This is a genomic window from Streptomyces sp. NPDC001410 (assembly GCF_042895235.1).
In the GTDB taxonomy this organism is placed as follows: Bacteria; Actinomycetota; Actinomycetes; order Streptomycetales; family Streptomycetaceae; genus Streptomyces.
Window position 1 is genome coordinate 130,925 of the sequence record NZ_JBIAWE010000010.1, and the last position, 26,886, is coordinate 157,810.

27 protein-coding genes, 1 pseudogene and 1 riboswitch are annotated in these 26,886 nt (G+C 68.7%); of the genes and pseudogenes, 18 read left to right on the plus strand and 10 right to left on the minus strand.

Features of this window, described 5'->3' with window-relative positions:
- Nucleotides 1-74 precede the first annotated feature (74 nt).
- Entirely contained in the window at nucleotides 75-764 is a 690-nt protein-coding gene (locus ACFY3C_RS23030; protein ID WP_386576446.1) for a response regulator, read from the plus strand.
- On the opposite strand, the pseudogene ACFY3C_RS23035 reads toward ACFY3C_RS23030, so the two are convergent.
- Nucleotides 661-933 (minus strand): annotated as a pseudogene (locus ACFY3C_RS23035) (hypothetical protein); the annotation flags it as partial. The gene ACFY3C_RS23030 and the pseudogene ACFY3C_RS23035 sit on opposite strands and share 104 nt — an antisense overlap.
- A gap of 110 nt (nucleotides 934-1,043) precedes the next feature.
- On the opposite strand from ACFY3C_RS23035, the gene lpdA reads away from it, so the two are divergent.
- The 3 genes from lpdA to ACFY3C_RS23050 all read left to right on the plus strand — a co-directional run bounded on the left by lpdA (nucleotide 1,044) and on the right by ACFY3C_RS23050 (nucleotide 3,558).
- Nucleotides 1,044-2,456: a dihydrolipoyl dehydrogenase gene (gene lpdA, locus ACFY3C_RS23040; protein ID WP_390772064.1), complete on the plus strand. Its 1,413-nt coding sequence runs from the start codon at nucleotides 1,044-1,046 to the stop codon at nucleotides 2,454-2,456.
- Nucleotides 2,457-2,530: 74 nt separating this feature from the next.
- On the plus strand, nucleotides 2,531-2,998 hold the full coding sequence (locus ACFY3C_RS23045) for a hypothetical protein (protein ID WP_390772065.1): 468 nt from the start codon (nucleotides 2,531-2,533) through the stop codon (nucleotides 2,996-2,998).
- Nucleotides 2,999-3,114: 116 nt separating this feature from the next.
- Complete coding sequence (locus ACFY3C_RS23050) at nucleotides 3,115-3,558, plus strand: hypothetical protein (RefSeq protein ID WP_390772066.1); 444 nt, start codon at nucleotides 3,115-3,117, stop codon at nucleotides 3,556-3,558.
- Between the two features lie 21 nt (nucleotides 3,559-3,579).
- On the opposite strand, the gene ACFY3C_RS23055 is transcribed toward ACFY3C_RS23050, so the two are convergent.
- Both ACFY3C_RS23055 and ACFY3C_RS23060 read right to left on the minus strand, forming a co-directional pair.
- Nucleotides 3,580-4,773: an extracellular solute-binding protein gene (locus tag ACFY3C_RS23055; RefSeq protein ID WP_390772067.1), complete on the minus strand. Its 1,194-nt coding sequence runs from the start codon at nucleotides 4,771-4,773 to the stop codon at nucleotides 3,580-3,582.
- Nucleotides 4,774-4,945: 172 nt separating this feature from the next.
- A complete protein-coding gene (locus ACFY3C_RS23060; protein ID WP_390772068.1) occupies nucleotides 4,946-6,385 on the minus strand; it encodes a gamma-aminobutyraldehyde dehydrogenase in 1,440 nt (479 codons plus the stop codon).
- Between the two features lie 170 nt (nucleotides 6,386-6,555).
- Here ACFY3C_RS23060 and ACFY3C_RS23065 point away from each other — a divergent pair, with 170 nt between their 5' ends.
- The 7 genes from ACFY3C_RS23065 to ACFY3C_RS23095 all read left to right on the plus strand — a co-directional run bounded on the left by ACFY3C_RS23065 (nucleotide 6,556) and on the right by ACFY3C_RS23095 (nucleotide 13,273).
- Nucleotides 6,556-7,077, plus strand: coding sequence for an Lrp/AsnC family transcriptional regulator (locus tag ACFY3C_RS23065; protein ID WP_185149123.1), 522 nt, complete (start codon nucleotides 6,556-6,558; stop codon nucleotides 7,075-7,077).
- A 2-nt stretch (nucleotides 7,078-7,079) separates the two neighbouring features.
- Entirely contained in the window at nucleotides 7,080-8,444 is a 1,365-nt protein-coding gene (locus tag ACFY3C_RS23070) for an aspartate aminotransferase family protein (protein WP_386576452.1), read from the plus strand.
- A gap of 191 nt (nucleotides 8,445-8,635) precedes the next feature.
- A complete protein-coding gene (locus ACFY3C_RS23075) occupies nucleotides 8,636-9,376 on the plus strand; it encodes an ABC transporter ATP-binding protein (protein ID WP_386576453.1) in 741 nt (246 codons plus the stop codon).
- Nucleotides 9,358-10,728 (plus strand): hypothetical protein, encoded by a 1,371-nt coding sequence (locus tag ACFY3C_RS23080; RefSeq protein WP_390772069.1) that lies wholly within the window; start codon nucleotides 9,358-9,360, stop codon nucleotides 10,726-10,728. The genes ACFY3C_RS23075 and ACFY3C_RS23080 overlap by 19 nt, the downstream gene beginning before the upstream one ends.
- A 127-nt stretch (nucleotides 10,729-10,855) precedes the next feature.
- Nucleotides 10,856-11,263: a VOC family protein gene (locus ACFY3C_RS23085; protein ID WP_386576455.1), complete on the plus strand. Its 408-nt coding sequence runs from the start codon at nucleotides 10,856-10,858 to the stop codon at nucleotides 11,261-11,263.
- A 37-nt stretch (nucleotides 11,264-11,300) separates the two neighbouring features.
- Nucleotides 11,301-12,425: an LOG family protein gene (locus ACFY3C_RS23090; RefSeq protein WP_390772070.1), complete on the plus strand. Its 1,125-nt coding sequence runs from the start codon at nucleotides 11,301-11,303 to the stop codon at nucleotides 12,423-12,425.
- Between the two features lie 161 nt (nucleotides 12,426-12,586).
- Nucleotides 12,587-13,273, plus strand: a complete 687-nt coding sequence (locus tag ACFY3C_RS23095) for an LAETG motif-containing sortase-dependent surface protein (protein WP_390772071.1) — start codon at nucleotides 12,587-12,589, stop codon at nucleotides 13,271-13,273.
- Nucleotides 13,274-13,336: 63 nt separating this feature from the next.
- Here ACFY3C_RS23095 and ACFY3C_RS23100 read toward each other — a convergent pair whose 3' ends face one another.
- From ACFY3C_RS23100 to rlmN, 5 genes are all read right to left on the minus strand, one after another.
- Entirely contained in the window at nucleotides 13,337-14,134 is a 798-nt protein-coding gene (locus ACFY3C_RS23100) for a maleylpyruvate isomerase family mycothiol-dependent enzyme (RefSeq protein WP_390772072.1), read from the minus strand.
- A gap of 25 nt (nucleotides 14,135-14,159) precedes the next feature.
- Nucleotides 14,160-15,182, minus strand: coding sequence for an ABC transporter ATP-binding protein (locus tag ACFY3C_RS23105; protein WP_390772073.1), 1,023 nt, complete (start codon nucleotides 15,180-15,182; stop codon nucleotides 14,160-14,162).
- Nucleotides 15,182-16,783, minus strand: a complete 1,602-nt coding sequence (locus ACFY3C_RS23110) for an ABC transporter permease (RefSeq protein WP_390772074.1) — start codon at nucleotides 16,781-16,783, stop codon at nucleotides 15,182-15,184. Before ACFY3C_RS23110 ends, ACFY3C_RS23105 begins: the two co-directional genes overlap by 1 nt.
- Before the next feature lie 41 nt (nucleotides 16,784-16,824).
- On the minus strand, nucleotides 16,825-17,901 hold the full coding sequence (locus tag ACFY3C_RS23115; RefSeq protein WP_390772075.1) for a thiamine ABC transporter substrate binding subunit: 1,077 nt from the start codon (nucleotides 17,899-17,901) through the stop codon (nucleotides 16,825-16,827).
- A gap of 82 nt (nucleotides 17,902-17,983) precedes the next feature.
- Nucleotides 17,984-18,091, minus strand: a riboswitch (TPP riboswitch).
- Nucleotides 18,092-18,137: 46 nt separating this feature from the next.
- Nucleotides 18,138-19,244 carry a 23S rRNA (adenine(2503)-C(2))-methyltransferase RlmN gene (rlmN, locus tag ACFY3C_RS23120; RefSeq protein WP_386576462.1) on the minus strand — a complete coding sequence of 369 codons (1,107 nt, stop codon included), beginning with the start codon at nucleotides 19,242-19,244 and terminating at the stop codon, nucleotides 18,138-18,140.
- A gap of 195 nt (nucleotides 19,245-19,439) precedes the next feature.
- On the opposite strand from rlmN, the gene ACFY3C_RS23125 reads away from it, so the two are divergent.
- Together ACFY3C_RS23125 and ACFY3C_RS23130 are read left to right on the plus strand one after the other, a co-directional pair.
- A complete protein-coding gene (locus tag ACFY3C_RS23125; RefSeq protein ID WP_390772076.1) occupies nucleotides 19,440-20,612 on the plus strand; it encodes a DNA cytosine methyltransferase in 1,173 nt (390 codons plus the stop codon).
- A gap of 21 nt (nucleotides 20,613-20,633) precedes the next feature.
- The gene (locus ACFY3C_RS23130) at nucleotides 20,634-21,716 is read left to right on the plus strand and encodes a restriction endonuclease, SacI family (protein WP_390772077.1); all 1,083 of its coding nucleotides are present in this window, start codon (nucleotides 20,634-20,636) and stop codon (nucleotides 21,714-21,716) included.
- Between the two features lie 483 nt (nucleotides 21,717-22,199).
- Here the strand turns inward: ACFY3C_RS23130 and ACFY3C_RS23135 are convergent, their stop codons facing one another.
- The gene (locus ACFY3C_RS23135) at nucleotides 22,200-23,438 is read right to left on the minus strand and encodes a helix-turn-helix domain-containing protein (protein ID WP_390772078.1); all 1,239 of its coding nucleotides are present in this window, start codon (nucleotides 23,436-23,438) and stop codon (nucleotides 22,200-22,202) included.
- Nucleotides 23,435-23,755: an antibiotic biosynthesis monooxygenase gene (locus ACFY3C_RS23140; protein ID WP_351215727.1), complete on the minus strand. Its 321-nt coding sequence runs from the start codon at nucleotides 23,753-23,755 to the stop codon at nucleotides 23,435-23,437. Before ACFY3C_RS23140 ends, ACFY3C_RS23135 begins: the two co-directional genes overlap by 4 nt.
- 190 nt (nucleotides 23,756-23,945) lie before the next feature.
- Here ACFY3C_RS23140 and ACFY3C_RS23145 point away from each other — a divergent pair, with 190 nt between their 5' ends.
- From ACFY3C_RS23145 to ACFY3C_RS23165, 5 genes are all read left to right on the plus strand, one after another.
- Nucleotides 23,946-24,302 carry a hypothetical protein gene (locus ACFY3C_RS23145; protein ID WP_385316626.1) on the plus strand — a complete coding sequence of 119 codons (357 nt, stop codon included), beginning with the start codon at nucleotides 23,946-23,948 and terminating at the stop codon, nucleotides 24,300-24,302.
- A 2-nt stretch (nucleotides 24,303-24,304) separates the two neighbouring features.
- The gene (locus tag ACFY3C_RS23150; protein ID WP_390772079.1) at nucleotides 24,305-25,660 is read left to right on the plus strand and encodes an FtsK/SpoIIIE domain-containing protein; all 1,356 of its coding nucleotides are present in this window, start codon (nucleotides 24,305-24,307) and stop codon (nucleotides 25,658-25,660) included.
- A gap of 81 nt (nucleotides 25,661-25,741) precedes the next feature.
- The gene (locus tag ACFY3C_RS23155) at nucleotides 25,742-25,948 is read left to right on the plus strand and encodes a hypothetical protein (RefSeq protein ID WP_390772080.1); all 207 of its coding nucleotides are present in this window, start codon (nucleotides 25,742-25,744) and stop codon (nucleotides 25,946-25,948) included.
- 2 nt (nucleotides 25,949-25,950) lie between these two features.
- Nucleotides 25,951-26,136 (plus strand): hypothetical protein, encoded by a 186-nt coding sequence (locus tag ACFY3C_RS23160; RefSeq protein WP_390772081.1) that lies wholly within the window; start codon nucleotides 25,951-25,953, stop codon nucleotides 26,134-26,136.
- Between the two features lie 75 nt (nucleotides 26,137-26,211).
- Nucleotides 26,212-26,877 carry a DUF2637 domain-containing protein gene (locus ACFY3C_RS23165; RefSeq protein ID WP_390772082.1) on the plus strand — a complete coding sequence of 222 codons (666 nt, stop codon included), beginning with the start codon at nucleotides 26,212-26,214 and terminating at the stop codon, nucleotides 26,875-26,877.
- Nucleotides 26,878-26,886: the final 9 nt, after the last annotated feature.

Here is a 26,886-nt window from a genome sequence, read left to right on the forward strand (position 1 = left end):
TACGGCGCCGACGGGCGATGATCGACCTCGGGGGCAGTCTTCAGGCTGCCCTGACCGGGGAACGAGGGGTCGTGATGACCGAGGAACGCACCTTCACCGAGCAGCACCCGATCCGGGTGTTCCTGCTGGACGACCACGAGGTCGTACGACGCGGCCTGGCCGACCTGCTCGACGCCGAGCCGGACATCTCCGTGGTCGGCGACGCGGACACCGCCGAGCACGCCCTCACCCGCGGCCCGGCGCTGCGCCCGCACGTCGCCGTGCTCGACGTCCGCCTGCCCGACGGTGACGGCATCTCGGTCTGCCGTGAGCTGCGCAGCCGGATGCCGGAACTGGCCTGCCTGATGCTGACCTCCTTCGACGACGAGGACGCCCTGCTCGACGCGATCATGGCCGGGGCGTCCGGGTACGTTCTCAAGCAGATCAAGGGCTCCGACCTGGTGGCGGCGGTCCGCACGGTCGCCTCGGGCCAGTCGTTGCTGGACCCCGCGACGACCGCCCGCCTCATGCGGTCCCTGCGAGCCGGCCCCGCCGAGACCCCCGCACTGCCCCCCGAGCTGGCGAGCCTCTCCCCGCGCGAACGCGACATCCTCGCCCTGATCGGCGACGGCCTGACCAACCGCGAGATCGGCAACAAGCTGTACCTGTCCGAGAAGACCGTCAAGAACCACATCTCCCGCCTGCTGGCCAAGCTGGGCGTACAGCGCAGGGTCCAGGCAGCGGTCCTGGCCTCACACCTCGAACAGAACGGCGACCAGGCCTGACGGCCCGCACCGCCGGGTCCGGCCTGACGCCGGTCGCCGCAAGTACGGCGTGTGCTGCTCGCTCTCCGGCAGCGAGGGCGCCTTCGATGTGTCCGGCACGGTCGGTCGCCGTCTCGGTCGACGCCCAGTGCAGTCGCCCTTCCAGCGCGGGCCGCCGATAGAGCGTGTGGCCGAAGAGCCGCGCGAGCTGTGCGCCGACCCGCCAGAAGACGGAGGGGTACTGGGCGACGACCTACTCGATACTGATCGGACACCACTGAGAGGGAAGAGGAACGACCCATGGCCGAGCAGGACGAGCGATTCGATGTCGTCGTACTCGGAGCCGGGCCCGGCGGCTATGTCGCCGCCGTCCGGGCCGCCCAGCTGGGCAAACGCGTCGCCGTCGTCGAGGAGAAGTACTGGGGCGGCGTCTGTCTGAACGTGGGCTGCATCCCCACCAAGGCCCTCCTGCGCAACGCCGAACTCGCCCACATCTTCACTCGCGAGGCCAAGACCTTCGGCATCAAGGTCGACGGCCAGGTCTCCTTCGACTACGGCGAGGCCTACCGCCGCAGCCGCAAGGTCGCCGACGGCCGCGTCAGGGGCGTCCACTACCTGATGAAGAAGAACAAGATCACCGAGTACGACGGCCGCGGCACCTTCCTCGACCCGCACACCCTCCAGGTCACCGGCTACGACGGCGAGACCCGCACCCTCGGCTTCGACCACTGCATCATCGCCACCGGCGCCACCCCCAAACTGCTCCCCGGCACGAAACGCAGCACGCGCGTCGTGACCTTCGAGGAACAGATCCTCGCCGAGGATCTGCCGCAGTCGATCGTCATCGCCGGGGCCGGCGCCATCGGCATCGAGTTCGCGTACGTCCTGCACAACTACGGCGTGAAGGTCACGGTCGTCGAGTTCCTGGACCGCATCGCCCCGCTGGAGGACGCGGAGGTCTCCGCCGAACTCGCCCGCCAGTACCGCAAGCTGGGCATCGACGTCCTCACCTCCACCCGCGTCGACGCCATCGACGACTCCGGGCCCCAGGTCCGCGTCACCGTCACCGGCAAGGACGGCACGCCGCAGATCCTGGAGGCCGACAAGGTCCTCCAGGCGATCGGCTTCGCCCCCAACGTGACCGGCTACGGCCTGGAGAACACCGGCGTACGCGTCACCGACCGCGGCGCCATCGACGTCGACGGCCGCTGCCGCACCTCCGTCCCGCACCTCTACGCCATCGGCGACGTCACCGCGAAGCTGATGCTCGCGCACGCCGCCGAGGCCATGGGCGTGATCGCCGCCGAGACGATCGCCGACGCCGAGACCATGGAACTCGACTACGCGATGATCCCCCGCGCCACCTACTGCCGGCCGCAGATCGCCAGCTTCGGCTACACCGAGGCCCAGGCCCGCGACCTCGGCCACGACGTCAAGGTCGCCAAGTTCCCCTTCACCGCCAACGGCAAGTCCAACGGCCTCGGCGACACCACCGGCTTCGTCAAGCTCATCAGCGACGCCAGGTACGGCGAGTTGATCGGCGGCCACCTGATCGGCCCCGACGTCACCGAACTCCTCCCGGAACTCACCCTGGCCCAGCAGTGGGACCTCACCGTCCACGAGGTCGCCCGCAACGTCCACGCCCACCCCACCCTGGGCGAGGCCGTCAAGGAGGCCGTACACGGCCTGGCCGGCCACATGATCAACATGTGAGCCACCGCCAGAGCCACGCTACGGTCCTACGCCGCTTGGCGTCGCACCCGCACACCTCGGGGTCATCTCCTTTAATGGTTGGGCAGCACGAGGCCGAACCGGCCTACCGGGCAGAGGACTTCGTCGCAGACGGAGCACTGCGGGACGTCTGCGTCCTCGACACCACGATCGACGACTGGCGGCGCATCTTCGACGGGCTGCGCGCGGTCCCGGGGCACCACGTCCTTACCTGGACGCTCTCCGGCATGACGGAGAGCGGCGCCCTGGACGCCGCTGCCGTGTGGTCCCGACTCGAGCAGGATCCGGAGGAATCGGCGAGCCTGGCCATCGACGTCGACGGTGTGTGGTTCACCTGCTACTTCTTCGACATCGAAGAGATCGAGTTCACCTTCGACCCCTCCGTCGTGGTCGACAAAGCAACCTTCGCACCCGTCCGCACCTTTGTGACCTGGCTGGGAACGGCGACGGGCCGGGAAGTCATCGTAACGATGGAAGGCACCGACCACGCTGCCATGCCTGCCCTGATCCGGTGGCGGCCGTGAGGTTCGTCAAGACCGACTGGGATACCGCACTGCACGGTTTCGGGTCCGATCCGGCGGGCCGAATCCAAACCTTGAGAAGAGGATGACCGTGAACCGGTAGGAAAGAGCTACATACCGTGATCACTGTGCAGTTCACTGTACGGCCCGGCCAGGGCGACGCCAGCGGGTTCGATATGGGTGACATGGTCGTCGCCGGTAACTTGGGCACGGCCGATTCGGCCGGCCAGGTCCCCGATCAGGGCATGATGATCTACCTTTCGGTCGTCCAGCTGCTGGACAGCCTGGGCGGCTTTCTCCGAGGCGACGCCTGCGTGCTCCGCTTCACCGGTGCCGACACCTCGTTCGGTCTTGTCGTGAGACGGACCAAAGACGGTCTGTCGGTCGCTGACAAGAACGGTGTCATCGCTCGGACGACGGCTCCGGAACTCACCTCCGCCTTGCTGCGTGCGGCGGAGGACCTGAGTCTGGGGCGTGCCCTTCCCCCGGAAGACCCGGTCGCCTCCGACTGGGAAGCTGCCCTCGCCGCGTTCCGCCCCCTCGTATCGGGAAAGCAGGGGTGACACATCGGGAAGTCCCCAGACCTACAACCCCACGATCTGGTTCCACCGCTTCGCAAACTCCACCCGCTCCTCGGAGGTGATGTCCCGGGCGATGGCCAGCCGCTTGCGCATGGTGCTGTCCGGAAAGATCAGGGGGTTGTCGGCCAGGGCCGCGGTGTCCTTGTCCTTGGACGCCGCCAGCACATCCCTGGCCGAGGGGACCGGGCAGACGTAGTTGACCCATGCGGCGAGCTTCGCGGCGACCTCGGGGTCGTAGTAGTAGTCGACCAGGCGCTCGGCGTTGGTCTTGTGGCGGGCCCGGTTGGGGATCATCAGGGAGTCCGACCACAGCTCGGCGCCCTCTTCGGGGACGAGGAAGCGGATGTCGGGGTTGTCCGCCTGGAGCTGGATGACGTCGCCCGAGTAGGCCTGGCAGGCGAGGACGTCGCCGCTGACCAGGTCCTTGGTGTAGTCGTTGCCGGTGAAGCGGCGGATCTGGCCCCGGTGGACCTCGCGCTCCACCTGGTCGCAGACCCGGTGGAAGTCGTCCGCGGTCCACTTGGTGACGTCCACGCCGTTGCCCTGCATCAGCAGCGCGAACGACTCGTCCAGGCCGGAGAGCAGGGTCACGCGGCCCTTGAGGTCGCTCGCCCAGAGGTCCGAGACATGGCGTATCTCGCGGCCGAGCTTGCGGCGGTTGTACGCGATGCCGGTGATGCCGGACTGCCACGGCACGGTGAACCTGCGGCCCGGGTCGAAGGCCGGTGAGCGCAGGAGCGGATCCAGGTACTTCGCCACGTTGGGCTGGTGGGCGCGGTCCATCCGCTGCACCCAGCCCAGGCGGACGAAGCGCGCGCACATCCAGTCGCTGATGACGATCAGGTCGCGGCCGGTCGACTGGTGGTTCATCAGCGCGGGGCTGATCTTGCCGAAGAACTCGTCGTTGTCGTTGATCTCCTCGACGTAGTCGACGGAGATGCCGGTGCGCGTCCCGAAGGCCTCCAGGGTGGGCCGCTTGTTGGGGTTGTCGTCATCGGTGTCGATGTACAGCGGCCAGTTCGCCCAGGTCAGCTTCTTGTCGGTGGCGGACACGTCGGTCACGGCACGGTCGCCGGGCTCGACGTAGGCGGCGGGTACCCCGCAGCCGGCCAGGGCGCCGAGCGCGGCGGTGCCGCCGAGCGCGCGCAGCAGGGAACGGCGGGAGACGGGACGCGGAAGCAAGGATGTCCGGGGCACCAAGGCAGGATGCCGTGAGGCCCCGCCCACGGACAATCGACGCTGCGTCGATCGCACCGGGCGGGACCCGACACCTTGTCGATCAGTGCCGTAAGAGCGAGCGGCGCCTACGGCGAAAGGGCGCGGCCCCGGACGGGGAGGTGAACCCGTCCGGGGCCGCGCGCCGGGTGTGTCAGCTGTCCAGCGACGTCATCACGTGCTTGATCCGCGTGTAGTCCTCGAAGCCGTACGCCGACAGGTCCTTGCCGTAGCCGGACTTCTTGAAGCCGCCGTGGGGCATCTCGGCGACCAGCGGGATGTGGGTGTTGATCCACACGCAGCCGAAGTCGAGCTTCTTGGACATGCGCATCGCGCGGCCGTGGTCCTTGGTCCACACCGAGGAGGCGAGGGCGTACTCGACGCCGTTGGCCCACTCGACGGCCTGGTCCTCGTCGGTGAAGGACTGGACGGTGATGACCGGGCCGAAGACCTCGTTCTGGACGATCTCGTCGTCCTGCTTCAGGCCGGAGACGACGGTCGGGGCGTAGAAGTAGCCCTTGTCGCCGACCTGGTGGCCGCCCGCCTCGACCTTGGCGTGGGCAGGCAGGCGCTCGATGAAGCCGGAGACCTGCTTGAGCTGGTTGGGGTTGTTCAGCGGGCCGAAGAGGACGTCCTCGTCGTCCGGCTGACCGGTCTTGGTCTCGGCCGCGGCCTTCGCCAGCGCGGCGACGAACTCGTCGTGGATGGACTCCTGGACGAGGACGCGGGTCGCGGCCGTGCAGTCCTGGCCTGCGTTGAAGAAGCCCGCCACCGAGATGTCCTCGACGGCCTTGGCGATGTCGGTGTCCTCGAAGACGACGACCGGGGCCTTGCCGCCCAGCTCCAGGTGGACCCGCTTGAGGTCCTTGGAGGCGGACTCGGCGACGGACATGCCGGCGCGTACGGAGCCGGTGATGGAGGCCATCGCCGGGGTGCCGTGCTCGACCATCGCGCGGCCGGTGTCACGGTCGCCGCAGATGACGTTGAAGACGCCCTTGGGCAGGATCGAGCCCATGATCTCGGCGATCAGGACGGTCGAGGCGGGGGTGGTGTCCGAGGGCTTCAGGACGACCGTGTTGCCCGCGGCGATGGCCGGGGCGAACTTCCACACCGCCATCATCATCGGGTAGTTCCACGGCGCGACCTGCGCGCAGACGCCGACCGGCTCGCGGCGGATGATCGAGGTCATCCCGTCCATGTACTCGCCGGCCGAGCGGCCCTCGAGCAGCCGGGCCGCACCCGCGAAGAAGCGGATCTGGTCGACCATCGGCGGGATCTCCTCGGAGCGGGTCAGCCCGGTCGGCTTGCCCGTGTTCTCCACCTCGGCCGCGATCAGCTCCTCGGCACGCTCCTCGAACGCGTCCGCGATCTTCAGGAGAGCCTTCTGTCGCTCGGCGGGGGTCGTGTCGCGCCAGGCCGGGAAGGCCGCGGCGGCGGCCGCCATGGCGGCGTCCACGTCCGCCTGTCCGGACAGCGGAGCGGTGGCGTACGCCTCGCCCGTCGCGGGGTTGACCACTTCGGTGGTCCGTCCGTCGGCGGCGTCCCGGAACTCACCGTCGATGTAGTTGCGCAGACGACGCAGCTCGGTGCTCACTGCCGGCCTCCTGGTCTGGTTCAAGCTGTCCGATCACTGAGACACCCACCCTAGTCGTCGCCCCCACGTTTTCAACACCCCCACCGCGGCCGCTTCTGCGAAATCCGCAAGACTTGGACCCGCAAACAACGAATTTCATCGCTACGGCCTTGCGAAACCGTCGAGACGTCGTGCACAGTGAGGTCGTGGCCAGTCGAAGCGCAGACCAGAGGGACTCGTCCCGCGAGTCCAGGAACGGCAACAGTCCCCAGCTGGACGCCGTCTCCCTCGCCATCATTCAGCAGCTCCAGGAGGACGGCCGCCGGCCGTACGCCGCGATCGGCAAGGCCGTGGGCCTGTCCGAGGCGGCCGTGCGCCAGCGCGTCCAGAAGCTGCTGGACCAGGGCGTGATGCAGATCGTCGCCGTCACGGACCCGCTCACCGTGGGCTTCCGCAGGCAGGCGATGGTCGGGATCAACGTCGAGGGCGATGTCGAGTCGATCGCGGACGCGCTGACCGGCATGTCGGAAGTCGAGTACGTGGTGATGACCGCGGGCTCGTTCGACATCCTCGCCGAGATCGTCTGCGAGGACGACGACCACCTGCTGGACGTCATCAACAAACGCATCCGGGCCCTGCCCGGGGTGCGCTCCACCGAAAGCTTCGTCTATCTGAAGCTGAAGAAGCAGACCTACATGTGGGGAACCCGATAACCGTGACCCAGAAGGACCTCAGCCGCACCGCGTACGACCACCTGTGGATGCACTTCACCCGCATGTCCTCGTACGAGAACTCCCCCGTCCCGACCATCGTCCGGGGCGAGGGCACCTACATCTACGACGACAAGGGCAAGCGCTACCTCGACGGTCTCGCCGGTCTGTTCGTGGTCCAGGCCGGTCACGGCCGCACGGAACTCGCCGAGACCGCGTTCAAGCAGGCCCAGGAGCTGGCGTTCTTCCCGGTGTGGTCCTACGCCCACCCGAAGGCCGTGGAGCTGGCCGAGCGCATCGCCGACTACGCCCCGGGCGACCTGAACAAGGTCTTCTTCACCACCGGCGGCGGCGAGGCGGTCGAGACCGCCTGGAAGCTCGCCAAGCAGTACTTCAAGCTCACCGGCAAGCCGACCAAGTACAAGGTCATCTCCCGCGCGGTCGCCTACCACGGCACCCCGCAGGGCGCCCTGTCCATCACCGGCCTGCCGGGTCTGAAGGCCCCCTTCGAGCCGCTGGTGCCGGGCGCGCACAAGGTCCCGAACACCAACATCTACCGCGCCCCGATCCACGGCGACGACCCCGAGGCCTTCGGCCGCTGGGCCGCCGACCAGATCGAGCAGGAGATCCTCTTCGAGGGCCCCGACACCGTCGCCGCGGTCTTCCTGGAGCCGGTGCAGAACGCCGGCGGCTGCTTCCCGCCCCCGCCCGGCTACTTCCAGCGCGTGCGCGAGATCTGCGACAAGTACGACGTGCTGCTCGTGTCGGACGAGGTCATCTGCGCCTTCGGCCGCCTGGGCACGATGTTCGCCTGCGACAAGTTCGGCTACGTCCCGGACATGATCACCTGCGCCAAGGGCATGACCTCGGGCTACTCCCCGATCGGCGCCTGCGTGGTCTCCGACCGCATCGCCGAGCCGTTCTACAAGGGCGACAACACCTTCCTGCACGGCTACACCTTCGGCGGCCACCCCGTGTCGGCCGCGGTGGGCCTGGCGAACCTGGACCTGTTCGAGCGCGAGGGCCTCAACCAGCACGTCCTCGACAACGAGTCCGCGTTCCTCTCCACGCTGCAGAAGCTGCACGACCTGCCGATCGTCGGCGACGTCCGCGGCAACGGCTTCTTCTACGGCATCGAGCTGGTGAAGGACAAGCACACCAAGGAGTCCTTCAACGAGGAGGAGACCGAGCGCGTCCTGTACGGCTTCCTCTCCAAGGCGCTGTTCGAGAACGGCCTGTACTGCCGCGCCGACGACCGTGGTGACCCGGTCGTCCAGCTCGCCCCGCCGCTGATCTCCAACCAGGAGACCTTCGACGAGATCGAGCAGATCCTGCGGGCCACCCTCACGGAGGCGTGGACCAAGCTCTGATCATCCGGCTGGATGATCAACGCCGGCCCCGGTGCCGTCCGTTCGAGTGAGAACGGCGGCCCGGGGCCGTGTGCTGTCCGGCCTCCCGGTACCGGCTGCCTAGGTTTCCAGTGACCGATCGGCCCAGCCTTCGTTCCCCCGGACGGGGGACGGAGCAAGGGAACAACGGATCAGAACCGAGGTGTACGCACATGGAGGCCCCGCCGGACAACGACGTGCTGTGGGCACGCTCCCTGCACTTCACGCACCGCGACGGCTCGCCCGGCCTGGCCGGTGTCTCGTTCGCGGTGCGGCAGGGCGAGATCCTCGCCGTCAGCGGCCCGCGCGGCAGCGGCAAGACCACGCTCCTCCGGTGCCTGTCCGGTCTGGTGCGGGCGCAGCAGGGCGAGGTCTGGTTCAACAGCGTGCCCATGCACACGCTGGGGCCGATGGCCCGTGAGCGGCTGCGCCGCGACCGCTTCGGCTGGATCGACCCGTCCCCCGTGCTCGTACCGGAGCTGAACGTCTGGGAGAACGCCGCCCTCCCGCTGATGCTGCGCGGCACCAGCCGCCGCCGGGCCAAGGTGGCCGCGCTGGAGTGGCTGGAGCGGCTGGACGTCGGCGACCGGGCCCGCAGGCGCCCGCACGAGCTGCAGCAGGCGGAGCGCCAGCGCGTGTGCATCGCCCGCGCGCTCGCCCCCGGGCCCACGATCCTCTTCGCGGACGAGCCGACGGCCCCGCTGCACCGCGCCGACCGCGCCCATGTGCTGCGCACGCTCACCACGGCGGCCCGCTCGCACGGCATCACCGTCGTGCTGGCCACGCACGACTCCGACACCGCGGCCCTCGCCGACCGCGCGCTCTCCCTGCTGGACGGGCGCCGCGTGAAGACCGTGCACCTGCCGGACACCCCGGAGACGGAAGGCCGGGCCGCGTGCTCGCTCTCCGCCTGACCCGCGCGGCCCGGCCCGCCGTCCAGCTGCGCCGCCTGCTGGTCGCCGCCGCCTCGGGGGGCACCGGCTTCCTGCTGCTCGGTGCCCTGGGCTACGCGCTGGGCCACCCGCAGACCCCGGGCGCGGCCGTGCTGCGCCTGGTCTGGTGCCTGGTCCCGCTCGCCGCCACCGTGTACTTCGCGCTCGCGGTGGCCCGCACGGACCCCGGCACCCGACCTCGGCAGGGCCTGTCGGCCGTCGGCCTCGGCCCGGCCCAGCTGATGGCGATCTCGGCGCTGACGACGGCCCTGTCCGCCGCCCTGGGCTCCATGCTTGCGCTGCTGGTCTTCCTGCATCTGCGCGGCGATCTGACGGGCATGCCCTTCGACGGCGCGCCGGCCCAGTTCCTGGCCGCGGACCAGCCCCTCCCGCTGCCGGCGGCCCTGACCCTGCTGGCTCTGGTCCCGGTGTTCGCCTCGACGACGGTGGCCGTCGCGCTGCGCCCCCGGGACCCGCGCCGACCCGCCAAGGCCACCCGCGCCTTCGGCCACTTCGGTGCGTACGGCCACTCGGCACCGCGGGAGACGTTCGGGGCGTACGGGAGGTTCGGGGCGCGGTTGCTCGCTCCCGCGGGGTCGCGCGGCGCCGCCGGAAGGACGGAGACCGCCCAGCAGGCTCTGCCCGAGGCCACTTCCCCTGGGGGCGCCGATTCCGAGGTGCCGGATCAGGACGACGCCGACCAGGCCGGCATCCCCGCCACCCTCCCGCCGCCCCGCGAAGCCCCCGTCGGCCTCCCCTGGGGCATCGCCACCATCGCCGCGGGCCTCGCCGTGCAGGCCTACGCCGGCCGCACCACTCCCGCCCCCGACCTCACCGACCTGCCGGTCGAGGCCTTCACCGTGCTGGTCGGCTGGGTCCTGACCGCCCTCGGGCTCGTCCTCGCCTCCCCCGGCCTCACCCACCTGTGCGGGCGGGTCCTGCAGTCCGTCCGTCCGGGAGCCCTCAGACTGCTGGCCGGCCGGGTCCTGATGGCGGAGGCCACCCGGATCGGCCGCCCCCTCGGCGTGGTGTGCGCGGTGGCGTCCGCCGCCTACGCCCTGACCGTCCTGTACGACGGCCCCGCCCCCTCCTTCGGCCCCCTGACGACCCTCGGCGCGCTCGTGGTCACCGGCAGCACGGTGGCGACGCTGCTGACGGCGGCCACCGAGGCCCGCCAGTGCCGCGCCGACACCATCGCCGCGCTGCTGCGTCTCGGCGCACCCGCCGCGATGCTGCGCGGCGCCGCCGCCCTACGCGCGGCCGCGCTGCTCGCCGTGTTCGGCCCGCTCACCCTCGTGATCGCCAACCTGGCGGCGCTGCCGATGGCCCACTGAGCGCCGGACGAGACGGTCCCCGAAAAATCTCCCGAGAAAAATCTCCGGTCGCCGATGAGTTCCGCGGCGGCCCGGCGTCTGACCCAGCGAACGGCAGCAAGCGCACGGACCCGAGGGAGAGACCCCCATGTACCAGCAGATGATCTTCGTGAACCTGGCCACCGCCGACGTCGAGGCGTCCAAGAAGTTCTTCACCGCGCTCGGCTACACGATCAACCCCCAGTTCAGCAGCGACGACTGCACCTGCGTCGTGATCAGCGACACGATCGTCGCGATGCTGCTCAGCAAGCAGCACTACGCCACCTTCACGAAGAAGGAGATCGTCGACTCGACGACGTCCAGCGAGGTGCTGGTGTGTCTGAGCGCCGAGAGCCGCGAGAAGGTCGACGAGCTGGTGGACAAGGCGATCGCTGCGGGCGGGAAGCCCAGCGGCGAGACGCAGGACCACGGCTTCATGTACGGCCGCGCCTTCGACGACCTCGACGGCCACACCTGGGAGGTCATGTGGATGGACCCGGCAGCGGTTCAGGGCTGACCCGGTCCGTTCGCACAGACGTGCCTAGCATGGGCGGGTGCATCCGACACCCGCCCAGCCGTTCGACGGCTCCCACGACCGCGAGATCGAGTCCCTGGCCGAGTTCGACGAGGTCGTCGCCGAGCACGGCTCGCTGGCCCACCACCGCGTCCAGGCCGTCGATCTGACGGACCGTACGAAGACTCTGCTCACCCTCGACACCACGGGCGCCGTCTTTCTCGGCTGCCCGATGGACCCCGAGGCGGCCGCCCACGTCCGCTCGTCCGGCGCCCTGGTGTTCCCACCGGTCCCGGGGCTTCCCTTCGACCCGTACCGCGGCTTCGCCTACTCACCCGAGGAGTTGTTCGAGTCGCTGGAGGAGGGCTACGAGGCGACGCCGGACGCGCGGGCCTACGCCTGGTTCCAGCGCACCAAGGCCGACGGTGACGTCTTCGCCTCCATGCTGCGCGCGATCCACGACGACGCCGTCTCCGACGCCCTGGACGAACTCCTCGCCGGCGCCCGGGTGGTGGGCGTCATGGGCGGCCACGCGATGGCCCGCGGCACGGCCGCGTACGCCGGTGCCGCCCGGCTGGGCCGGGAGCTGGCGCGCGCCGGGTTCACGGTCGCCACCGGCGGCGGCCCCGGCGCGATGGAGGCGGCCAACCTCGGCGCCTACGCCGCCCCCTTCGCCGACGGCATGCTGGAGGAGGCGCTCCGCGTCCTCGCCGAGGCACCCTCGTTCCGGCCGTCCGTCACCGACTGGGCCCGAGCCGCCTTCGAGGTGCGCGAACGCTGGCCCGGCGGCGGGGAGTCGGTGGGCATCCCCACCTGGTTCTACGGCCACGAGCCGCCGAACGCCTTTGCCGCGCACATAGCCAAGTACTTCGCCAACGCCACCCGCGAGGACGGACTGCTGGCCCGCTCCACCGCCGGGGTGGTGTTCCTGCCGGGCGCCGCCGGCACCGTACAGGAGATCTTCGACAACGCGACGCCGAACTACTACGAGTCGCGGGGCGAGCCCACGCCCATGGTGCTGGTGAACGAGGAGCACTGGACGCGGGAGCTGCCGACCTGGCCGCTGCTGCAGTCGCTGGCGCGGGGGCGGTCCATGGAGTCCCGTATCGCCCTCGTTGACCGGATCGAGCAGGCTCCCGAGGTGTTGAAACGTCTCTGCAGTTAATAAGCAGGCAAAGCCAACGGCCGCCACAGGCATATGCATTGACACTCTTATGGAGCGCTTATAAACCTGTGAGCCTCCTGGGGGTGCTGGGGCATCACCTCATCCGTCGTCCCATCTCCCCCTCAACCCCCCGCAGTTCTGCACTCTGTAAAGGACAAACGTTGTCCATAACCCGCCGTAGCGCACGCCGTTCCGTGCGCATCCTGGGTGTTGCCTCCGCCTCCGCCGCGCTGGCCCTCGGTGTCGCCGGCCAGGCGCTCGCCTGCAACATCACCGAGTTCTCCGCCGAAGCCCAGTGCGACGGCAACAAGGGCGTCATCGTCGTCACCGACAAGGACCCCTCCGGTACCCCGGCCACGATCACCGTCTTCTCGAAGAACGCCGCCGGTGTCGAGAAGCAGGTCGGCGAGCCGCAGGACATCAAGGGCTCCGCCAAGGGCACCACGGTGAGCTTCCAGGAGAAGTGGAAGCCCAACGCCACCTACCGCATCCACGTCAAGGCCGGCGACCAGGTCGACGAGGACATCAAGCCGGACCTGGTGACCCCGTCGACGGCCTGCAAGAAGGAGGAGTCCCAGACTCCGACGCCGCCGGCCACCCCGAAGCCGAAGCCGAAGCCGTCGGCGTCCGCCTCCACCCCGACTCCGTCGGCCTCCGAGAGCAGCTCCGCCCCGGCGGGCGCGCCGAGCAACGCGCCGTCCCCGGCGGCCGCTGACTCGAACCTCGCCGAGACCGGTGCCAGCTCCAACACCGGTCTGATCGCCGGTGTCGCGGGCGCCCTGGTCGTCGTCGGCGGTGGCGCGGTCTACTTCGGCATGCGCCGCCGTGGGGCGGGCAGCGGCCGCTGACGCCTCACTTCGCACATCACCGCGGCCCGTCCCCGATCCCCAGGGGGCGGGCCGCGGTCGTGCTCAGCCGAAGGTGGCCCGCTGGAGCCAGAACTCCAGCGCCTCGCGTTCGCCGAGCACCTCCAGGCCGGGGGCGTCCAGCGGCAGCCGCCGGTAGAACGCGAGCAGCACCGAGGTGAGCGGGCCGCGCAGGGCGACGGTGGCCTTTTCGTGGCCGCGCCGCCAGCGGATGCCGTCCGCGCCGAACTCCGCCAGCCACTCGGCGTTCAGGGCGGGGTCGGCATCCGTGGCGTGCAGGTGGATGGTGCGGGTGGGCCCGTCCAGGCGGAAGGCCTCTTCCTGGCCGCGGATCTGCTGGAAGAACAGGGCGATGTCCAGCCACTCGTCGAGCGCGTCGGCGGCGATCTCGGGCGCCAGCTCGTAGGGCACTTGGGCGGTGAGCGTCGCGTCGGCGCGGTGGACGGTGATCTCGTGGGTCATGCGGCGGGCCCAGAAGCCGGAGGTCGCGTTCCCCTGCCAGCTCCACACCTCGGTGTCCGGCCCGGCCTCGCGCAGCGCGCCGACGACCAGCTCACCGGTCTCCGCCAGCCACTTGTCCAAGGCCGCCGCATCGCCCCGCTCCTCGGGTCCGCCGGCGAGCGGGATCCGCTCCCACGGGATGTTCTCCTGCGCCCGGCTGCGCACCAGGGCGTCCACCCAGCGCAGGGCGCCGCCCATATGACGTACGAGGTCCTCCAGCGACCAGTCCGGGCAGGTCGGCACGGTGGTGGCGAGGTCCGTACCGGAGGACAGCACGGCCCTCAACTGCCCCACCTGGTGAGCGATTTCGTCGCAGTAACGGTCATGTGCGAGCAAAGTCATGCCCCTCACCCTAGGGGTGAGGTGATCAACCGAGCACCACGATTTCGGCCGCGTCGAACGCGACCCCCAGCTCGGCCCCGGGCTCCGGCGCGTCCCGGAGTGCGCAGGCCGCCTCCAGGCGCGGGCCGCCGTCCCGGGGCAGGAGGTGGACGGCCACGTGGGTGCCCTTGAAGGTGCGGGCGGTCACCGTGCACGGCAGGCCCTCGTCGGCCGCGACGAGCCGTACGCCGGCGGGCCGGACCAGCAGCGGGCGGTTGCCCCGGGGCGAGCCGTCGGGCACGGGCAGCTTGCCCCACGGGGTGTCCGCCGCCGTGTCGCCGACGGTCGCCGGAACCACGTTGTCGAAGCCGAGGAAGCGGGCCACGAACTCGTCCGCGGGCCGCTGCCAGACCTCCAGCGGCGTCCCTGACTGGGCGATCCGCCCGTCCCGCATCACCACCACCCGGTCGGCCAGCGCGAAGGCCTCGCCCTGGTCGTGGGTGACGGCGAGCACGGTCGTACCCAACCGGCCGAACAATTCCCGGAGTTCGACCACCAGCCGTTCGCGCAGGGAGCGGTCGAGCTGCCCCAGGGGTTCGTCCAGCATGAGCAGCCGGGGCCGGGGTGCGAGCGCGCGGGCGAGGGCCACGCGCTGCTGCTCGCCGCCGGACAGTCCGGCGACGGCCCGCCCGGCGGCGCCCGGCAGCCCGACCAGCTCCAGCAACTGCCCGACCTCGGCGTCCCGTCCGCCCCTCGGCACGCCGTGCATCCGCAGCCCGAAGGCCACGTTGCCGCCGACGTCCCGCTGCGGGAAGAGCTGGTGGTCCTGGAACATCAGCCCGACGCCCCGCCGGTGTGCGGGCACGCCCGCCTGGTCCCGGCCGTCGAGCAGCACCCGGCCAAAGTCCAGGGGCTGGAGTCCGGCCACCGCCCTGAGCAGCGTCGACTTCCCGCTGCCGCTGGGTCCGAGCACGCACACCACCTCGTGCTCGGCGACGTCGAGGTCGACCGCGTCGAGCACGGGCCGCCCGCCGAGGCGCACGGTCGCGTCCGCAAGGCTCAGCAGCATCAGAACTCCCCCGTCCGGTCGGTGCGCAGCCGCTCCAGGACCAGCAGGGCCGCCGCGCACACCACCATCAGAATCGTCGACAGGGCCATCGCCTGCCCGTAGTTGAGGTCTCCGGGCCGGCTCAGCAGCCGGGCCACGGCGACCGGGAGCGTCGGATTGTCGGGCCGGGCGATGAACACGGTCGCCCCGAACTCGCCGAGGGACACGGCGAACGCGAACCCGGCCGCGATCAGCAGCGCCCGCCGCACGAGCGGCAGGTCGACCTCGCGCCACACCCGCCAGGGCGAGGCCCCGAGCACGGCCGCCGCCTCCCTGAGCCGGCCGTCCACCGCCCGCAGCACGGGCAGCATGGTCCGTACGACGAAGGGGGCGCCCACCAGCGCCTGCGCGAGCGGGACGAGGATCCAGGACTGCCTGAGGTCCAGCGGGGGCCTGTCCAGTGAGATGAGGAAGCCGAAGCCGACGGTCACGGCGGAGACGCCGAGGGGCAGCATGAGCAGCGCGTCGAAGCCGCGCACCAGCCGTCCGGCGTCCCTGCGGGCCAGCGCGGCGGCGGCGAGTCCGCCGATCAGCACGGCGACGGCGGTGGCGGCGACGGCGTACTCGAGGGAGGTCCACACGGCGTGCAGCGGCGCCACGAGGAAGGTGCCGCCGTCGGCGTCGGTGAGCGCCCGGTAGTAGCCGAAGCCCGGCGCGTCCAGGGAGCGCTGCACGAGCACGGCGAGCGGCAGGACCAGCAGCAGGGCGACGGTGACCAGGACCCCGGCGAGCAGCGCCCACTGCCCGGCGCCGCGCGGCCGGCGGGCGGTCACCTTCGGGTCGACGAGCCGCAGGGCGGTCTCCCGGCGCCGCACCGTCCAGGCGTGCACGGCGAGGATCGCGCCCACCGCGACGAACTGGACGAGGGTGAGAACGGCGGCCGTGGACAGGTCGAAGACCTCTGAGGTCTGGCGGTAGATCTCCACTTCGAGGGTGGAGAAGGTGGGCCCGCCGAGGATCTGCACCACGCCGAAGGAGGTGAAGGTGAACAGGAAGACCATCAGCGCGGCGGCGGCCACGGCGGGTGCGAGGGCGGGCAGCGTCACCTTCCGCCAGGCCCGCAGCGGGGACGCGCCGAGCATCCGGGCGGCCTGTTCCTGCCGGGGGTCGAGCTGGGCCCACAGTCCGCCGACCGTGCGGACGACGACCGCGTAGTTGAAGAAGACGTGCGCCAGCAGGATCGCCCACACGGTGGTGTCGAGCCGTACGCCCCACAGGCCGTCGAGGAGCCCGCCGCGGCCGACGAGCGCGAGGAACGCCGTACCGACGACGACGGTCGGCAGCACGAACGGGACCGTGACGACGGCCCGCAGCAGCTGTCTGCCCGGGAAGTCCAGGCGGGCGAAGGCATAGGCGGCGGGCAGGGCGAGCAGCAGGGTGAGCGCGGTGGAGGCGAGCGCCTGCCAGGTGGTGAACCACAGCACGTGCCGGATGTCCGGCTGGGTGACGACGTCCGCCATCCGCCCGAACTGCCAGGCGCCGTCCACCTTCAGCCCGCGCGCGACGATCGCGGCGACGGGCCAGGCGAAGAAGACGGCGAAGAACGCGACGGGCAGGGCCATGAGCCCCAGCCGCGCCGCGTTCCCGCGCGTTCGCCCCTCGGCTACTTCAGTACGAGCGACGTCCACGACTTGACCCACTGGTCGCGGTTGGCGGCGATCTTGCCGGGGGCCATGGTCTCCGGGTCCTTGGCGGCCGGCCCGTACTTCGTGAAGTCGTCGGGCACCGCGGCACCCTGCACCACCGGGTACACGAACATGTTCAGCGGCATGTCCTGCTGGAACTCCTTGGAGAGCAGGAAGTCGATGAACGCCTTGGCACCCTTGGTGTTCTTCGCGTTGCTCAGCAGCCCGGCGAACTCGATCTGCCGGAAGCAGGTGCCGGTCGCGACGCCGGTCGGGGCGGTGCTGGGCCGCTTCTTGGCGTAGATCACCTCGGCGGGCGGGGAGGAGGCGTACGACACCACGAGCGGCCGGTCGCCGCCCGCCTTCCTGCCCTCGGACGAGCCGGAGAACTCCTGGCGGTAGGCCTGCTCCCAACCGTCGACGACCTTGACGCCGTTGGCCTTGAGCTTCTTCCAGTAGTCCTGCCAGCCGTTGTCGCCGTACTGCGCGGCGCTGCCGAGCAGGAAGCCGAGGCCGGGCGAGGAGGTGGCCGCGTTCTCGGTGACGAGGAGGTTCTTGTACGCGGGCTTGGCGAGGTCGGCGAAGGTCTGCGGCGGGGTCAGCTTGTGCTCGCTGAAGTAGGCCTTGTCGTAGTTGACGCAGATGTCGCCGTAGTCGACGGGCGTGACCCGGTGCTTGTCCTTGTCGAGCTGGTAGTCGGCGCCGACGGTGCCGAGGCCCTTCGCCTCGTAGGACTGGAACAGCCCGTTGTCGAGAGCCCGGGACAGCAGGGTGTTGTCGACGCCGAAGAAGACGTCGCCCTGCGGGTTGTCCTTGGTCAGGATCGCCTTGTTGACGGCCTGACCGGCGTCGCCATTGGGCAGTACCCGGACCTTGTAGCCGGACTGCTTCTCGAAGTCCTTGAGCACGCTCTTGGAGACGAACCACGAGTCGTGGCTGACCAGGGTCACGGTCTTGGAGTCGTCCCTGGCGCCCTTGGTGTCCGTCGATCCGCACGCGGACAAGGTGAGCAGGCCGAGGCCGACCGCCGCGGCCACGAGGGTCTTGGTGTGCACGTGAGTGTCCTCCTGGGGGTTGGCCAGGAAGAACGCGGCCCTGCCCGGTCCTTCTGAGAAGAACCCGGGCAGGGCGCAACAGCATGAGTGGTGACCGAACTTCCTACCCAGAATGACCTGGGCGAGGTTCAGAGGGTCTGCGGCCCGCTTGCCGCACTCTCAGCGCTGTGGCGCTCCCCTGTCGGAATATGAAGATGTGATGAGACGTGGATGAGACGTAATCGAACGCAGCCAGATTACCGCTCGGTGGCGGCGAGCTGACCACACGCCCCGTCGATCTCCTGCCCGCGCGTATCCCGGATGGTGACCGGCACACCGTGGGCGGCGATCGCCTCCACGAACGCCTTCTCGTCCTCGGGCCGCGAGGCGGTCCACTTGGACCCCGGCGTCGGGTTCAGCGGAATCAGGTTGACGTGCACGGGCTTGCCCCTGAGCAGCCGCCCGAGCCGGTCACCACGCCAGGCCTGGTCGTTGATGTCGCGGATGAGCGCGTACTCGATCGACAGCCGGCGCCCGGACCTCTCGACGTACTCGAACCCGGCGTCCAGCACCTCGCGCACCTTCCACCGCGTGTTCACGGGGACGAGGGTGTCGCGCAGCTCGTCGTCGGGGGCGTGCAGGGAGATCGCGAGCCGGCACTTGAAGCCCTCGTCGGCGAACCGGTGGATGGCGGGCACGAGCCCGACCGTCGAGACGGTGATCCCTCGCTGCGAGAGCCCGAGCCCGTCCGGCGCGGGATCGGTCAGCGCGCGGATGGCCCCCACGACCCGGTTGTAGTTGGCGAGCGGCTCGCCCATGCCCATGAAGACGATGTTGGAAAGCCGCGCAGGCCCACCGGGCACGTCACCGTCCCGCAGAGCCCGCATGCCATCGACGATCTGATGGACGATCTCGGCGGTGGACAGATTCCGGTCGAGCCCCGCCTGCCCGGTGGCACAGAAGGGGCAGTTCATCCCGCACCCGGCCTGCGAGCTGATGCACATGGTCACCCGGTCCGGGTACCGCATCAGCACCGACTCCACGAGCGTGCCGTCGAACAGCCGCCACAGCGTCTTGCGGGTCGTCCCCTGGTCGGTCGACAGATGCCGGACGACGGTCATCAGGTCCGGGAACAGCGCCTCGCGCAGCTTGTCCCGCGAACCGGCCGGGATGTCGGTCCACTGCTCGGGGTCGTGCGCGTACCGCGCGAAGTAGTGCTGCGAGAGCTGCTTGGCACGAAACGGCTTCTCACCGACCTCGGCCACCGCCTCCTTGCGCTGGGCGGGCGTGAGGTCGGCAAGGTGCCGCGGCGGCTTCTTGGCTCCGCGCGGGGCTACGAAAGTGAGTTCTCCGGGCTTAGGCATGGCGCTACCAGTGTCGCAGATCAACTCCGGCAGCCCAGGCCAGAGCGGGGTGGGGGTGGTCACCCGCAGGTGTTCTCTGTCAACTTTGGTCGGCCGCGTACGGCCCAGAGACGGCCCAGACCCCACCTGGCTGATGCATCCCGGGCATCTCTACAGCCTCGGGACGGGCAACAAGTGTTGCGCTACTGTGGCGCGGTGAATCGCGAGTTGCCTGTGATCAGTCTCTTCTCCGGTGCAGGTGGCCTGGACTGCGCCGTTGAGCGCTGCGCCGAGCCGCCACTAACCCATGACGGCAGCGGGTCACCACTGCGTGTTGCCGTGGCAACGGACTACGACGAGACAGCTCTGCAAACACTTGCCCTGAACTTCCCTCACACCAAGACGTTGTGCGGGGACATTCAGACCACACCAACTCAAGAGATTTTGGAAGCGGGCGGGCTACAGCGTGGCGATGCCACCCTGCTTATTGGCGGACCTCCGTGCACGCCGTTCAGCAAGTCTGGTTTCTGGATCGAAGAGAAGCGAAACAGCGCCGACCCAAACGCCTCGCTACTTGATGAATATGTCCGTGTCGTTCGCGAGAGTAAGCCTGAAGCGTTCATTCTAGAGAACGTTCAAGGCCTTACCTACAAGACACACAAAGCCCAGTTCGATCGCCTCATCGAGGGGCTGAGAGACGCGGGTTACAACCCTTCCTACAAGATTCTCCTTGCCGCCGAGTACGGCGTCCCTCAACTCCGCCGTAGGGTTTTCGTCGTAGGACGCAGGGATGGGAAGAAATTCCACTTCCCTGAGTCTACGCACTCAGGCGAGTCAGAACGTGATCGCGTCATTGACCATTCGAAGATCCCATTCGTGGGACTAAGGCAGGCCTTTCAGGGACTCCCTAAAGAGCCCATCGATTTGAGCGATATCGTGGAAGGCACGTATGCCGACCTAGCTGCCGAAGTGCCCCCGGGCCAGAATTACCTGTGGCACACCGAGCGCTACGACGGACGCAATGTCTTTAAGTGGCGGAGTCGGTACTGGACCTTTCTTCTGCGCGCCGAACCCGACCGCCCTTCCACAACACTTCAAGCACAGCCGGGCCCTTGGGTTGGCCCCTTCCATTGGGAGAATACCCGGAACGAAAAGGGCGAATCCCGTGCTCGCCGTTTCACTGTTTCCGAGATGAAGCGCATCATGACTTTCCCTGACGAGTTCAAATTCGCAGGAGGCCGACGCGATATGCAAAGGCAGATCGGCAATGCCGTCCCAGTGGAACTCGGGAAGGTCGTCGTTCGCGCCCTGATGGAGCAGATGGGGTACGTGCAGCCCGCGCTTGACGGGAAAGAGCAGGCCTACAATGAGCAACTTTCACTGATCTAGCGTTTCCCAGGGGTGGGGTAAATGGGGATCCGAATCGACAAGAGAACAGCCGATCATGTATTGAGGGCAGCATTCGCCAAGGCCACGGATGGGAGCGACCTCCCAGAGTACTGGATTCATCTCGCGCGCACTCTGCGTGAGGTGAGGGCTCCTCGTACTTACACGCCAGCCTTGTGTGTCGCCCTGCTGGCGAGAGCGTGCAACGATGGCGTCGATCCGCTATCCATCAAAGAAGAGTATAGCGATCGCACATACTCCCACAGGACTTTGGCACATGGTGTTCTGGTGCCCCTGTCCGTGGAATTGGGCTTCGATCTCAAAGCCACCGGGCGTGAGCCACTCAATAACCAGCCGTTCTTCCGTTACGATCACATCTCCGAGATCGAGCGCATTCTGCCAAGTGCTCGCCCATATTTTGAGCGCCTCCAATCCGCCTTGCAGATGGTAGACACCAAGGGATATACACGTCAGCAGGCTCGATCCGCCCTGGCTGCTGTCCTGACGGTATGCATCGAAGCGAACCGTAAGAAGCAGCGGGTCGTGAGCGGAAGCGCAATCGTCGAAGCGAGCCTGATCGCTCAGACGGAAGTCTTCGTAACATCGGGTGCCGACATACCGAGAAAGCTTCAGGCTTGCGTAGCCGCTGCGCTCGACATGACGTATCCCGAAGTGGCCTCGCGGAGACTAAACGACCCTTCAAGAGATTTTCCTGGGGACGTCCACGCACTTCGCAAGGACGGATCGCCGCTGCTCGCCGTAGAGGTGCGCGGAAAGCCAGTTACCCCCGAAGAGCTTGAGCAATTCGTCCGCAGTGTCACCGACGCGGGCATACCTCGGTCGGCTCTCGTTGTTCACGCCGTTGGCCACAAGTCCCTATTGCTGAACGAAACGACAGCCATAAGACTTGAACAGAAATACGGCCGAGTGGTGAAGATCAGCGAGAGCGTTTCGTCCTTCATGCGAGATCTCTTCGTTTGGTCGAGTCACGACACACTCGAAATCCTATCCTCCTTCCCGGATAGCATGTACAAGCGCATGTCGGAAATTGAAGTCGCTCAACAGGAATTGGATCGCTGGGCGAACCTATTCCCCGACGAAGGATAGATATTCCCCGCGTTGCGCGCTAAGCTTGCCCACCGAGGTCGGCGGAACGGCTTTGGGCTGGAGCTGCTTTGGCGCGAGTGATCAGGGCCCATTACGCTAGCCCGCGAATCGGGCAGGCTTGTGGACCTGCCCGTTAGTGCCCGATTTTGGGCCCTGATCTTCGAGGCTCGCGCCAAAGTGGCTGCCTAAAGCCGTGGAGCCGACCGCCCCAGCCACGACGGTGTTCTGACCTCGGCGGGACCGTCTCACCCTTACCCCGGCCTGGTCTTCGCCCCCTTGTGGGCGCGGACGGGCGACGGCGCGCGGCCCCGGTGACGAAGGCAAGGAGGGGCGGCGCGGCGGCGACCGGCCGGCGCCGCCGCGCTGTGCGCGGCACCTCCGATCTGTGATCGGACTGCTTGCAGTTCAGGAGGCCGGGAGCAACGGCGAGCGAAGCGAGCCCTTGATAATGTAGGGAAACTCCCACCGCGAGGCTTTGGGCGCCTAGAGGACAGCACTCCGCTCGGCCAAGTTGCGCAGCGACTCGGGGATGCGCGGGTCCGAGAGTTGGATCAAATCGCGGATGACCTCGCGGGCCAAGTGGTGGTCGTGGATCTGCTCGGGAGCTAGGGCTTCGGCCTCCAGGAGTGCGGCTGTGGCCTCGCCGACGTGTCGCCGCTGCGCGTGTGCTCGCGCCACGTCAAGCAGGAAACGCGACTGCCGCTCGGGTGAGAGACCAGATGCGTCAACGTGCTGGGCCACCTCTAGGGCAAGCCCCGCATCTCCCAACTCCACTGCGGTACTCACGGCGTGGATCTCGACGTTCGTCGGCCCGAACTCCGTATCGAAGTCGTTGCGATCCGCACCCAACCGCGCTGCGATTGCTCGCGCTCGATCGATGTGTTCATGGGTCCGGCCTCGGTTGCCCTCCCTCGCGTTGATCACTGCGAGTACGAGGTTCATGGCACCGAACAACGACAGCTCTTCCGGCGGGCACGCCGAGGCCTCTGTCCTCGGACCCATGACGGCTACAGCAGATTGCGCTGCCTGCTCGGCTTGGTCCATGTGCTGCTGACGCATGAAGGCGTGCGCCATTCGGAACAGACTCGCGACGACTTCCAACGGCTGCCCTGCAAGTTCGGCTGCCTGTAGCGCTCGGTCGGCTGCGATCCACGCTGCATCTGCCTGATCTTGCCGAGTGAAGCTGGCTGCGGCCACCTGGTAGGCCTTGGCGCGTAGGGCATGGAGTTCTACGCGTTCGCCCGCCGGCGCATGACGAACTGCGGCTTCGATGCTCGGGAGAAGCTTGGCAAGCTGATCACTCAGTGCTGCGTAGCTCGATGCGTGTACGAGAGTCCACGCCTCTTCTACTTTGTGGCGGAAGTCGGCGAGCGAAGGCGTCGGTTCGGCCAGCGGTTGCTGGAAGAGACTGCCCAACGCGGGGTGACCGGTAAGGGCTACCCGTAGTCCGTCTAGGTCGTTGCTCTTCGTCTGCTCCTCTGGCTCAGCTTCCTCTACTGGAGCAGCGGCATCCGGCCGTAGGTCGCGCACGGGCACGTTGAGCGCATCAGCGAGAGCTTGAAGGACCGACAGTCGTTCGACGGGTTGTACGCCTCTTTCGACCTGCGACACCCAGCTTTCGGAGCGCCCCATCGCGGCGGCAAGGTCACTCTGTGACATGCCTTCGGCGCGGCGCAGCTCCTTGACCCTCTGTCCGACGGTCTTGCTGTCGGAAGTGGTCACTTCTCGACTCCGTCGGGGTACTTGCCGGCGTACGGCTGGAGGCGGTCAACCTCAGTCTTCTCAACGTACTTGGAGCGTTCGGCCAGGAAGTGGCGCGTGTGAGGCTGACGCTCGTGCTCCTCGAAGGCAGCACGATCGGCGTACAGCTCGAAGAAGACCCGCTCATTGGGTGCGCCCTCGACCTCGTGGCACGCATAGACCAGTGTGCCCGGTTCGTGCGCCTGGATCCCTGCGGCGGTCTCTCGGATCAGTGCGTCAAACGCTTCGCCTGCCCCGTCACGCAGCGTGAAGCGGACAAACAGCCCATAGTTGGCCATTCCTGCCTCCTTCTCGTCGCAATTAGTGTCGCAGACTCGGAGTTCCCCTACTAGTCGCAGTTTTTCTGTTGACTCGCAGTTTTTCTGTGAGTAGCTTCGATGGTGTCGCAACAACAAGCTGCCCCGGTCTGCGTGCCATCCGCCAAGATCACAACGCAGCCCGGGGCTCATCCCAAAGGGAGACTCCATCATGCGTCAGATCCCTGTCGACACGAACGGCGCGACCCTGATGGTCGCTCAGCCCCCGCAGACGAAGATGCGCGACAAGCGCAACGGCGTCATCGCCACCGACACCGACACCGGCCACACGCTCGTGACCGTGGACGTGCTGTTCGTGATGAACGGCAGTGCGGAGGTCATCACGGTGACCGTGGCGGAGCCGGACATCTCCGGTGAGCTGGCCATGGGCACTCCGATCGCCCTGACCGGGCTGGTCGCCCGGCCGTGGGAGAACGAGTTCAACGGCCAGAAGCGGCACGGGATCAGCTTCCGTGCGGTCGCCGTCACCTCGCTCGCCGCCGGCGCCTCGCAGCCGAAGGCGGCCTGACCATGACCTGGTTAACGGTCGCCCTGGTGCTGGTCGTCGCCGCTGCGGGTCTCCTGCGGTGGCGGCGCCCCGCCTGGTACTGGCTCACTTTCGGTGTCGTCCTGGCGAGTCTGCGGGTCCTGTTCCGATACGCGTCGGTGATGGACGCCTGCAGGCTGACGGTCCCGCCCTCGCGCTGGCGCCTGGCCCTGGCTCGGGCCACCAACCGACCGGTCCCCGGGCCCCGTGCTCCGCGCATCCTGCGCCTGCGACCGACCCGGACCGGCCTGGTGCTGCGGCTCAAGCTCCGTCCTGGTCAGGACGCGTTCGACGTGGCGGCTTCGTGTGATCGGCTGCGGCACTCGTTCGCCATGTTCGGTGTCACGTCGCGGGAACTGCGCTCCAGCGTGGTCGAAGTGCGGATGACCGGTTATGACGTGCTCAAGCGGGTGCAGATGCCGGCCAAGACCGACACACGCCCGATGCGGGTCCCGGTCGCTTTGCGTGAAGACGGAGCCGTGCACTACCGCGACTACCGCGCGGTCCCACATGCGCTCACGCTCGGCGCCACGGAGTCCGGCAAGTCCGTCTATCAGCGCAACCTCGTGGCCGCACTCGCCCCGCATCGGGTCGCCTTGGTCGGCATCGACTGCAAACAGGGTGTGGAGCTGTTCCCGCTAGCCCGCCGGTTCTCCGCGCTGGCCGACAACCAGGACACCGCCGCCGAACTGCTCGATGCCCTGGTATCCCACATGCAGGACGTCTACCAGGTCATCCGCGCTGAACAGCGCATCACTGCTGATGTGCCGGATGCCGAGATAGCCGCCGACATCTGGGACCTGCCCGAAGACCTCCGCCCGGTGCCGATCGTGGTCCTGGTCGATGAGGTCGCCGAACTCGCCGTGTTCGCCAACAAGGAGGAAGAGAAGCGCCGGGACCGGATCATCACCGCGCTCGCTCGGCTCGCCCAGCTCGGCCGCGCCGCCGGCATCTACCTGGAAATCTGTGGTCAGCGCTTCGGCTCCGAACTCGGCAAGGGCATCACCATGCTCCGCGCCCAGCTCACCGGCCGCACGGCCCATCGCGTCAACGACGAGTCCTCGGCGAACATGGCCTTCGGCGACATCGCCCCGGACGCCGTCCTCGCCGCGATCCAGATCCCCACCGACATGCCCGGCGTCGCCATCACCGGCGACTCGACCGGTGGATGGGCCCGTATCCGCGCCCCGCACACCTCGCTCCGCCAGGCCGTGAACACCTGCAACCGGTACGCCGACATCACGCCGGACCTGCCCGCCCTGGCGCCCTTCCGGCCCTTGCCCGGCGTTCCGAAGCCTGTCGACGCGTCGGCTGTCGAGTCCATCCCGGCTACTGCCTGATCCCTCCCGCTCCACGGTGGCGCGACCGCATCGCGTCAGGTCCCTACCCGAGCCATGCCCGAAGAAGGGAGATCGCCTGCCATGTGCCCCGACTGCGAGGACTTCACCCGCACCGTGGTCATGCTCGGCGACCTGGCCTTGTACGCCGACAGGATCGGCGCTGACCAGGACTTCATCGACACCGTCGGCCCGTGCCTGGCCGCGTCGCTGCCCGAGCCGCCGCCCGGCACCCTCCCGCCCGGCTACGACCCGAACGATGGCCCCGAGTACCCCGGCGAGGGGTGGTGACCGTGCCGACCACGAAGAAGCCCGCCTCCCGCCGCAAGCCCCAGCCGAAGCCGTGCCCCGACTGCAACGGCACCGGCGAGATCACCGAAACCGTCCGAGTTGGCGCCCGTAAGGGCCGTGCCACCGACGACCGGCAGACCGGCCTGTGCCTGACCTGCTGGGGATCCGGCCAAGCCACCACCGACTGAACCCCTGCCGGGGCTAGGCGGCCGGACTCGATCCCCGCCCCGCCCCTGGCCCAACCCGCAAAGGGAGGTGACGACATGACCCGCTCGATCCGCCCGGACGCCGTCCTCGTACAGGCCGTGATCGCCGGCGCTCTGTCCTTCGCCCACCTTCACGACCTGGCCGCCGCCGCCGGACAGTCCGGATGGAAGGCATGGGCCTACCCGATCAGCGTCGACCTGCTCTTGGTCGCCGCCTGGCGTCGGCTGCGCAACAGCGGCCCGTCCCGGCTGGCCTGGTGCTGGTTCCTGATCGCGCTGTTCGCCTCGCTCGGCGCCAACGTCGCCACCGCCGGCTTCCTCGACCTGGCCAACCCGCCCGCGCTGCTCCGCCTCGGCATCGCCGGATGGCCCGCGCTCGCCTTCCTCGGCGGCACCCTGCTCGCCCACTCGGCCGATGACCCGGCACCAGTAGCGGCGGCTCCTGTCCCGGCCACTGATCCGGCTCCTGAGTCCGACGCCGAACCGGAGTCCGTTCCGGAGCCGGTAGCCGCCGCCGACGACACCCCGGCGCTACCCGCCGCCGACCCGGCCCCCGCCCCTGCTCCCGAGGTGGCGGTACCGGCTCCGCTGGTCGCTCACGCGCGCAAGGTCGCCGCCGACCACCAGGCCCGTACCGGCTCCCCGATCGACACCGACACCCTTCGCGCCCGCCTCAGCGTCCCCGCGCCCATGGCCGACGCCATCGCCGCCCAACTCGCCTGACAGACAAGG